An 8,303-nucleotide genomic window follows, 5' to 3' on the forward strand; every position below is an offset into this window, starting at 1 on the left:
GGACCACACGAACACGCAGCAGAGGACATGGCCACCGAACGACCCCTCCCGAACGAGGACCTCACCGGCCGGGCCCGCATCCGCGGCACCGCCGCCGTCATGGGTGCCATACAGCTGTCCACCCTGGTCCTGCACACCCACCTGGACCGCGTACCGGTGGTCCTGCGCGTGCGCCGGGAGGAGGAATCCGGGCGGGGTGAGCTCCTGCTGGCGGGCCCTGTCGGGCGCACCCGCTGGGCGATGGCGCACCTGGCGGTGGCCCTGGCCTGCCCCGCAGTGCTGCTCACGGTCCTCGGACTCGCGGTCGGGGCGGGATCCGCGCTGAACGCGGGGTCGCCCGGCGACGTCGTCCGATTCGCTGCCCTGACCCTGGCCATGGCCCCGGCCGTGTGGGTGGTCGTCGCCGTCGCCTTCCTCGCCTTCGGGGTGCTCCCGCGCCTGTGCTCGGCGATCGGCTGGGCGGCGCTCGCCGTGGGGGTCCTGGCCGAGATCGCGGTGAAGACCGGGGCGGTGCCGCAGGTCCTGTTCCTGCTCACCTCCCCCTTCGCCCACGTCAACCCCTACTACAGGACGACCGGGGCGGCCCCCCTGCTCCTGGCGCTCCTGGCGCTGGTTCTCGTGGCGCTGGGTCTGTGGGCGCTCCGCCGCCGGGACGTGCCCGCCTGAGTGCCGGCACCGGAGCTGTGGCTCAGGTCACTGTGCGTGTTCCCGTTCCGGCGCTCCGCCACCGAATGTCAGGACAACCTCAATTCTTCGGGGAGAAGGTGGACACGCTCCGATCAAAGTGATCAACCTCCTCGAACAGGGGCAGGACATCCGCTGGTGACCGGACGGAAACACAAGGAGAGCGCACCCGGTCCACGACAACATCCCCTGGCCCCACAACGAAGGATTTCCATGACACCCCCCAGTGAAGAGAAGCGGGCAGACGGCCCCGCCGCCGCTGCCCCGAACCAGCGTTCCGAGGGCGGGTTCTCCCGTTCCCGGGTGATCGGGCTCATCGCCGGGCCGATCGTCGGCCTGGTCATCTACTTCCTCATGCCGGACATGCCGCTGCCGCTCGTCGAGGGCGAGGACGCGGGTGAGGCGGTCATCTCGGCCAACGGGCGCGCCGTCGCCGCGGTCACCGCCTTCATCGCCATCTGGTGGGCGACCGAGGCGATCCCGATTCCGGTCACCTCCCTGCTACCGCTGGTGCTCTTCCCCGTCGTGCTGGAGGGCACCCCCATCGGGGACGTCGCCTCCTCCTACGGTTCGGACACCATCTTCCTGTTCATGGGCGGCTTCATGCTCGCCCTGGCCATGCAGAAGTGGAACCTCCACAAGCGGATCGCCCTGACCATCGTCTCCAAGGTCGGCTCCAACAGCGCGGGCCTGGTCGGCGGTTTCATGGTCGCCACAGGCTTCATCACCATGTGGGTGAGCAACACGGCCACCGCCGTGATGATGCTTCCCGTGGGCCTGTCCGTGATCACGGTCCTCACCCAGTTCCGCAAGGGGCGCACCGACGCGAACTTCGCCACCGCGCTCATGCTCGGCATCGCCTACGCCTCCTCCATCGGCTCGGTCGCCACCATCATCGGCACCCCGCCCAACGTGCTGATGGTCGGCTATCTCTCCGAGACCCACGACATCACCATCGGCTTCGGGCAGTGGATGCTCGCCGGTGTCCCGCTGGCGGCGGTCTTCATGCTCATCGCCTGGTTCGTCCTCGTCCGGGTCTTCCCCCCGGCGGCCAAGAGGGTCGAGGGCGCCCAGGAGCTGATCCGCTCCGAACTGGACGCGATGGGGCCGATGTCCCGTGGTGAGAAGTCGGTCTCGGTGGTGTTCGTACTGGCCGCCCTCTCCTGGATCTTCGTCCCGGTGCTGGCCAGGAGCGAGGGGATCGGAGCCGCCCTGCCGTGGCTGGCCAACATCAGCGACGCCGGGATCGCGATGACGGTCGCGGCGCTGCTGTTCCTGATCCCCGTCGACCGGCGGGGCACCCGCCTGCTCGACTGGGACACCGCCGTCCAGCTCCCCTGGGGGGTTCTGCTGCTGTTCGGCGGCGGCCTGGCCATCTCCGGGCAGTTCACCTCCAGCGGTCTGAGCACCTGGATCGGCGGCCAGGTCTCCGTCCTGGGCGGCATTCCGCTGTGGGTGCTCATCGTCGTGGTCGCCGCGCTGGTCCTCTTCCTCACCGAGCTCACCAGCAACACGGCGACCGCCGCCACGTTCCTGCCGATCCTCGGCGGCGTCGCGCTGGGCATGGAACTGGACGTCCTGACCCTGGTGGTGCCCGTGGCCCTGGCCGCCACCATGGCGTTCATGCTCCCGGTCGCCACCCCGCCCAACGCGATCGTGTTCGGTTCGGGATACGTGAGCATCGGCCAGATGATCCGCGGCGGCGTGTGGCTCAACCTCATCGCCCTTGTGCTCATCCTCGGCGCGATGTACGCCCTGTTCTCGTGGGCCATCGGCATCACGTTCTGACGGAGGGGCCGAGAAGCGGTCGGGGCGCGGTCAGGCGCGCCCCGACCCGACCGCTCGGGCCCACGGGCAGCGCTCCGGGGACTCGCGCCGGGCTTCTTCCGCCGATTCACCTGTGCAGTGGGTCACAACCGCGCGCGTCCCGGGGTGGCTGTTGGCTGATCCATCACCCAAGTGACAGGAGTGGCGAATAAACGTAACACCGCTGTGACTGGTGGCTGTGACGCTTCCGTACAGGTTTGCGGCACCTCAACACTTTTGACGCGGATGCCGAACATTCGACGACAGGGAGACACACTCCGATGACCGACACGATCCAGGCAGTCCTGGATGCCATCGTTTCCTTCGTGTGGGGACCGTTCTTCCTGATACCCCTGCTCCTGATCGTGGGCCTCTACCTCACCATCAGGCTCGGCGGACTCCAGTTCCGCGTCCTGGGCCACGCCCTGTGGCTGGCCCTGATCCGCCGCACCGAGGGCGACAAAGCCAAAGGCGACATCTCCCACTACCAGGCGCTGAGCACCGCCCTGGCCGCCACCGTGGGCGTGGGCAACATCGCCGGCGTGGCCCTGGCCATCGGCGTGGGCGGCCCCGGAGCCCTGTTCTGGATGTGGATCACCGGCGTCCTGGGCATGGCCACCAAATACGGCGAGGCCCTGCTCGGCGTCAAGTACCGCCGCCCCGACTCCAAGGGGGAGATGAGCGGCGGCCCCATGTTCTACCTGCGCCACGGCTTCGCCGAGAAGTTCGGTGCCGGCAGCCCCGGTGCCAAACTCGGCCTGGTCCTGGGCACCCTGTTCGCGCTCTTCGGCGCCGTGGCCTCCTTCGGTATCGGCAACATGACCCAGGCCAACGCCGTGGCGGGCCAGCTCGACTCGACCTTCGGCGTGCCCACCTGGGTCTCGGGCGTCCTGATGGTGGTCCTGGTGGCCGCGGTCATCATCGGCGGCATCAAGAGCATCGGCCGCTTCGCCGCCGCCGTGGTGCCGTTCATGATCATCGCGTACGTGCTCGCGGCCCTGCTCGTGCTCGTGCTCTACGTGACCTCCATCCCGGCCGCGATCGCGCTGATCTTCACCGACGCCTTCACCGGCACCAGCGCGGTGGGCGGGTTCCTGGGGTCGGCGTTCATCCTGGCGGTGCAGCAGGGCATGGCGCGCGGGATGTTCTCCAACGAGTCGGGGCTGGGCACCGGCGGTATCGCGGCCGCCGCGGCCAAGACCGCCCACCCGGTCCGCCAGGCCATGGTCTCCATGACCCAGACCTTCATCGACACCATCCTGGTGGTGACGATGACGGGTCTGGTCATCATCGTGACCGGGGCCTGGCACGCCGAGGCACAGACCGGTGACGGGGCCCTGATGACGAACTGGGCGATGACCCAGGCCTTCGGCTCGCTCTCGCCGCAGCTGGCCCCGGTGGGGGGCATGATCGTGGCGGTGAGCCTGATGTTCTTCGCGTTCACCACGCTGGTGGGCTGGTCCTACTACGGTGAGCGGTGCCTGGACTACCTGGTGGGCCGCAAGGCGGTGCTGCCGTTCAGGATCGTGTTCGTGCTGGTGGTGTATGTGGGGGCGACCACCGAGCTGAGTGTGGCCTGGGCGTTCAGTGACGCGGCCAACGGTCTGATGGCGGTGCCCAACCTGATCGGTCTGCTGGTTCTGACCGGGGTGATCGTGGCCGAGACCAAGAAGTACTTCGCCGACCCGGACTGGCGCAAGCCCGACCTCGTCGACGCACGCCAGGGGTCCTGACCCCCGGTAGTTGCGACAACGGGGGCGCCGGTCGATGCGACCGGCGCCCCCGCCGCGTTCCCGGAGCCCCCGCGCCCGCGCGCCGGCTCCCCCATGTCGTCTCAACCCGACCGCGGGCCGCCTCCATGCGGGGCCGGGGCCAGAAGAACCGCTCCGGGCAGGGCGTCGAACGCCGCAGCGACCTCGCGGACCAGCGACTCGCTGTCCCCGGATCGCTCCGCGGCCCGGTTTTCCCTGATCCAGTTCTTACTGCCGTAGCGCACCGCGGCCAGGGCCATGTCCGAGACCAGGCGCAGCCGTACGTCCCGGCGGCTGTCGACACCCATGGCCTCCTCCAGCGCCTCGATGACCTGCGACTGCAGGCGTTCGGTGGTGGCCGTGTGCTGGGCACGCAGCGCGGGCGTGCGCGCCGCCAGCCCCCGTGTGGCGAGGTAGCGCTCGCCCCATTCCCCGGGCATCTCCCGGATGGCCGCGACGTAGCGGTCCCGCAGCTGTTCCAGGGCCGGGCGCCCGGGTTCGAGTCCGTGCAGCCGTCGGGCGTAGGCCTGCCAGAGCTCTCCCTCGGCCGCCATGGCGACCTCCTCCTTGGAGGAGTAGTAGCGGAAGAAGGTCCGCACCGACACCTGCGCGCGTTCGGTCAGTTCGTCGAGGGTGACCTCGTCATAGCCGCGCTGGAGGAAGAGCTGGAGCGCCGTGTCGGCCAGGGTTCGGCGCGTCCGGCGCTTCTTGCGTTCGCGCAGCGGCAGGTGCTGGTCGCTCTCCGGAGCGGGCCACGTGGTCATCGGGCCAGGGTATCGGCCTGGCCCGGAAATCCACTTGCGCACCATCTGCCCTCATGAAAAAGTGCCAGTCACTAGCACTTTCTGGAGGTGTTGTCATGACAGGTGAAACAGGTGCCCGTGAGGCGCAGCGGATCGAGGCCCTGGGAGACCAGCTCGTCAAGATCCACGACATGTTGAGGGGGCAGCTGACCGATCTGCGCACGGCCCTCGATTCACCGGATACGCGGACGGGCACGACCGCCCAGCTGGACCAGCAGATCCGCAAGCAGTGCCTCTCGTTCTGCGAATTCCTGCACGGGCACCACACGGCCGAGGACGAGCACATGTTCCCGGGGCTGGCCACCAGCCACCCGGGGCTCGCCCCCGTCCTGGAGCGGCTGACCCGCGAGCACTCCGTGATCAGCCGAGCCCTGGACCGCATCCAGGAACTGGCCTCCGGCCCGGAGGCGGGCTCGGGTCCGGTGCGCGAGGAGGTGGAGCACCTGGCAGCACAGGTCGAGGCCCACCTCGACTACGAGGAGGCACAGATCGTGGAGGCCCTCAACTCCTACGGTCCCGTGACCCTCTGACCGAGGATCCATCTGCGGCGCGGGCAACGCCCAGGACGCGGAGGGGCCGCTCTGCTTCCTTCGCGGGCAAGGCCCCCCGGTGGCGCGGACGCGGTCGCACCCATGCCGCAGTCCGTGTCACCGCGTGCGGTCCCCGACCCGTGATCGACTGTTCGTGCGCGTCCCGGGCCGGAGCGAAGCGCTCTCATCGGCACCCCGGCAGGCGTGTGTCCGGGCCTGCCCCTCAGCCTTCCGAGGCGTCCTCCAGGGACCTCAGCCAGGACCGGGGGATGGCGCCGACACCGTTGCGGGCCCCAGCGAGGGCGCCCGCCATGGCCGCCACGCGGCCCCTGCCGCCGTCGACACGCACGGCGAAACGTACGGCCTCCGGCAGGTCGTCAGGAGAGCGGAGGAAAGCGGCGAGCGCGAGAGGGACGGCTTGCACCGCCGTGTCGCCCTCCCCCAGGGCACGGACCACGTCCCGAGCGGCGTACCGGCTCCGACCAAGGGCGCTCAACCGCGCCAGTTGCGCCCGGAACTCCGGAGCAGTGGAGTAACGGGCCACCGTCGACAGCAGGTGTGAGGTCGCCAGCGGCTGTTCCCTGTTCGCACGACGGGCGTAGGCCACCGCGCACGCCTGGATCGCGGCGCCATCGAGAGCGAGCGCGTGGGCGTGGGTGACATACGCGCTGTCCCTCGCCAGTTGGACCAGCCGGTTCAGCGGAACGGCCAGAAGGCCCACCGGAGCCACCCGTGCGGCGGCGCCGGCCCCGTAGGACCCCGTCCCCCCGAAGGCCGAGACGGACGCGCTTTCCCACGAGACGCCGTTGACGACGGAGAGGAAGATCCTGATCTCTCCGGCACCGAAACCCCGGTCGGGGTCGCGTTGCCACACGTCGGTGAACTCCTGGACCAACCGGCCCCGGTCGATGGCGGCTTCCCGACCTTCGCACTGCTTCGACAGGTGTTCGGCCAGAACGGCCATGAGGGCAGTGGTGCCGGTAGCCCGCAGGGACGTCGAGCTCTGCGACCTCTGCGATGGTGTGCTGCCGAAGGCGTCCCCGCAGGCGGCGGCGAGCACGCAACCCCGGTCGCGTTCACATGCGGTGTGGGGCCCACGGGGCGCGGGACGCGGCCCGGATAGCGGGGAGGACATCGGGCCGTCTCCGTCCGTGGTGGTGATTTCGGAGACAACTCTACCCTCACGAGAGAGTAGAGTATAGACTGCCGAGGACGGCGCCCAGAAACCGTGTCCACCGTCCGGGCCTCGTGGCGGTACGTCCGACGGCGCAGTCCGTCTTCCCCGGCGGTACCGCCACGACTTCGCCCGGAAGGATCCTTGCTCCGCCCCGTGGAGGCAACTGATGGTCACCCGAACCGACATAGCCCACTCCCTGGACGGAGCCTTCAGCTCCGGCCCCCTGACCCGGGGCCAGGTCATCAGCGCCGCGGACCTGCGTGGCGCGGACGACGACGTGCTCACCGTCCTGGCGAGGCTTCCCGCGGAGTCCTTCTCTCACCTTCGCGGCCTGTGGAAGCACCTGGAGGACGTACCCCGGAGCACGTGAACGCCGGCGGGGGCGCCGGCTCAGTTCCAGCCGCGAACTCCGACAGGTGCGGGCAACGGCTCCGTGAGCCAGGTCCACGTGCCGTCGTTCTCGGTGAAACGGCGCTGAAGAACCTCGACCTGCCCCAGGGGCCAGGAGCGCACCTCATTCCAGAGGCCGGCGTTGCTCTCCTCCAGATAGAGGCAGGAGGCATCGGTCCGCACACGCTGCGCCTGAAGGCTCACGGAGGACCCGTCGCTCGTTCGAATCCGGTAATAGGCCATGACAAGCTCCCGCATCTCGAGGTGGACCGAAGGCGCACCCCCCTCCACCCCAGGAGCAGGGGGAAGGGGTTGGGGGCCACGCCGGAACCCCGACACTACACAACTCTACTCTCACGTGAGATTAGAAATGCCGTAGGGGCTCCGCGCGGACAGGGGCACACCCTGACTGCTTCCCGCACCGCCGCAACGGTCGACCCGGGCCGTCCGCCGTGGCATGGCGCCCTCCTCGCACACAGACGCGCTACCGTGGCGCGCTACGACAACCACCACCGAAAAAACGAATCTAACGTTAGAGTAGGTTCAAAGAGGAGGGGTGCCGCGATGCCTGATGCGGGCCACATGCAGATCGGTGAGGTCGCCGAACGGACCGGCCTGTCCCTGCGCACGATCCGCTACTACGGCGAGGTCGGCCTGGTCGAACCGTCCGCTCGCTCCCGAGGGGGCTTTCGTCTCTACACCGAGCAGGATGTCGACCGGCTCCAGCTGATCAAGCGGATGAAACCGCTGGATTTCAGCCTTGAGGAGACCCGCGAGCTGCTGGACTCCCTGGACCGGCTGAGTGCCGCCGGGACCGGACTGGACGAGCGCGAGGCGCTGGGCGAGAGGCTCGACGCCTTCGAGGCGGCCATCGCCGCGCGCTGCCGGGCCCTGCACGACCAACTGGCGATGGCCGAGGAGTTCGCCGGACGACTGCGCGAACAGCGGGCCCGGCACAACGCGACCGTCTGAGAACAGCACCGCAAGGAGCAACAGTGACCACAACAGCGCCGACCGCGGACAAGGTGACGGCCGAGGTCGCGCATGAGGCGTCCCGGCGGCGCACGTTCGCGGTCATCTCGCACCCCGACGCCGGTAAGTCGACGCTCACCGAGGCCCTGGCACTGCACGCGGCGGCGATCTCCTCCGCCGGGGCCGTCCA

9 protein-coding genes and 1 pseudogene are annotated in these 8,303 nt (G+C 69.3%); 7 read left to right on the forward strand and 3 right to left on the reverse strand.

Annotation, left to right across the window (positions count from 1 at the left end; translation table 11 throughout):
* From ACFWTE_RS29120 to ACFWTE_RS29130, 3 genes and pseudogenes are all read left to right on the forward strand, one after another.
* Positions 1-666, forward strand: a pseudogene (locus tag ACFWTE_RS29120) (hypothetical protein); the annotation flags it as partial.
* Positions 667-897: 231 nt separating this feature from the next.
* Complete coding sequence (locus ACFWTE_RS29125; protein WP_378783127.1) at positions 898-2,472, forward strand: SLC13 family permease; 1,575 nt, start codon at positions 898-900, stop codon at positions 2,470-2,472.
* Between the two features lie 299 nt (positions 2,473-2,771).
* Positions 2,772-4,223, forward strand: a complete 1,452-nt coding sequence (locus ACFWTE_RS29130) for an alanine/glycine:cation symporter family protein (RefSeq protein WP_378783128.1) — start codon at positions 2,772-2,774, stop codon at positions 4,221-4,223.
* Positions 4,224-4,324: 101 nt separating this feature from the next.
* On the opposite strand, the gene ACFWTE_RS29135 is transcribed toward ACFWTE_RS29130, so the two are convergent.
* Positions 4,325-5,005 carry a TetR/AcrR family transcriptional regulator gene (locus ACFWTE_RS29135; protein ID WP_378783129.1) on the reverse strand — a complete coding sequence of 227 codons (681 nt, stop codon included), beginning with the start codon at positions 5,003-5,005 and terminating at the stop codon, positions 4,325-4,327.
* Positions 5,006-5,100: 95 nt separating this feature from the next.
* On the opposite strand from ACFWTE_RS29135, the gene ACFWTE_RS29140 reads away from it, so the two are divergent.
* On the forward strand, positions 5,101-5,574 hold the full coding sequence (locus ACFWTE_RS29140) for a hemerythrin domain-containing protein (RefSeq protein WP_378783130.1): 474 nt from the start codon (positions 5,101-5,103) through the stop codon (positions 5,572-5,574).
* A 223-nt stretch (positions 5,575-5,797) separates the two neighbouring features.
* On the opposite strand, the gene ACFWTE_RS29145 is transcribed toward ACFWTE_RS29140, so the two are convergent.
* Complete coding sequence (locus ACFWTE_RS29145) at positions 5,798-6,994, reverse strand: ADP-ribosylglycohydrolase family protein (RefSeq protein WP_378783131.1); 1,197 nt, start codon at positions 6,992-6,994, stop codon at positions 5,798-5,800.
* Between ACFWTE_RS29145 and ACFWTE_RS29150 the strand changes: the two genes are divergently transcribed.
* A complete protein-coding gene (locus tag ACFWTE_RS29150; protein ID WP_378783132.1) occupies positions 6,918-7,121 on the forward strand; it encodes a DUF2795 domain-containing protein in 204 nt (67 codons plus the stop codon). The genes ACFWTE_RS29145 and ACFWTE_RS29150 overlap by 77 nt on opposite strands.
* Positions 7,122-7,141: 20 nt before the next feature.
* On the opposite strand, the gene ACFWTE_RS29155 is transcribed toward ACFWTE_RS29150, so the two are convergent.
* Complete coding sequence (locus tag ACFWTE_RS29155; protein ID WP_378783133.1) at positions 7,142-7,384, reverse strand: hypothetical protein; 243 nt, start codon at positions 7,382-7,384, stop codon at positions 7,142-7,144.
* 321 nt (positions 7,385-7,705) lie between these two features.
* Between ACFWTE_RS29155 and ACFWTE_RS29160 the strand changes: the two genes are divergently transcribed.
* Complete coding sequence (locus ACFWTE_RS29160; protein WP_378783134.1) at positions 7,706-8,113, forward strand: MerR family transcriptional regulator; 408 nt, start codon at positions 7,706-7,708, stop codon at positions 8,111-8,113.
* A 23-nt stretch (positions 8,114-8,136) separates the two neighbouring features.
* Positions 8,137-8,303, forward strand: a 167-nt coding sequence (locus tag ACFWTE_RS29165; RefSeq protein WP_378783135.1) for a GTP-binding protein, incomplete at its 3' end; no start/stop codon positions are given.

It is taken from the genome of Nocardiopsis sp. NPDC058631, assembly GCF_042716955.1.
In the GTDB taxonomy this organism is placed as follows: Bacteria; Actinomycetota; Actinomycetes; order Streptosporangiales; family Streptosporangiaceae; genus Nocardiopsis.

Coding starts and splice junctions, on each gene's coding strand:
- ACFWTE_RS29130 (WP_378783128.1), top strand. CDS start 2,772: ATGACCGACACGATCCAGGCAGTCCTGGATGCCATCGTTTCCTTCGTG.
- ACFWTE_RS29155 (WP_378783133.1), bottom strand. CDS start 7,384: ATGGCCTATTACCGGATTCGAACGAGCGACGGGTCCTCCGTGAGCCTT.
- ACFWTE_RS29140 (WP_378783130.1), top strand. CDS start 5,101: ATGACAGGTGAAACAGGTGCCCGTGAGGCGCAGCGGATCGAGGCCCTG.
- ACFWTE_RS29125 (WP_378783127.1), top strand. CDS start 898: ATGACACCCCCCAGTGAAGAGAAGCGGGCAGACGGCCCCGCCGCCGCT.
- ACFWTE_RS29150 (WP_378783132.1), top strand. CDS start 6,918: ATGGTCACCCGAACCGACATAGCCCACTCCCTGGACGGAGCCTTCAGC.
- ACFWTE_RS29160 (WP_378783134.1), top strand. CDS start 7,706: ATGCCTGATGCGGGCCACATGCAGATCGGTGAGGTCGCCGAACGGACC.
- ACFWTE_RS29135 (WP_378783129.1), bottom strand. CDS start 5,005: ATGACCACGTGGCCCGCTCCGGAGAGCGACCAGCACCTGCCGCTGCGC.
- ACFWTE_RS29145 (WP_378783131.1), bottom strand. CDS start 6,994: ATGACCTGGCCCCGGGTCAGGGGGCCGGAGCTGAAGGCTCCGTCCAGG.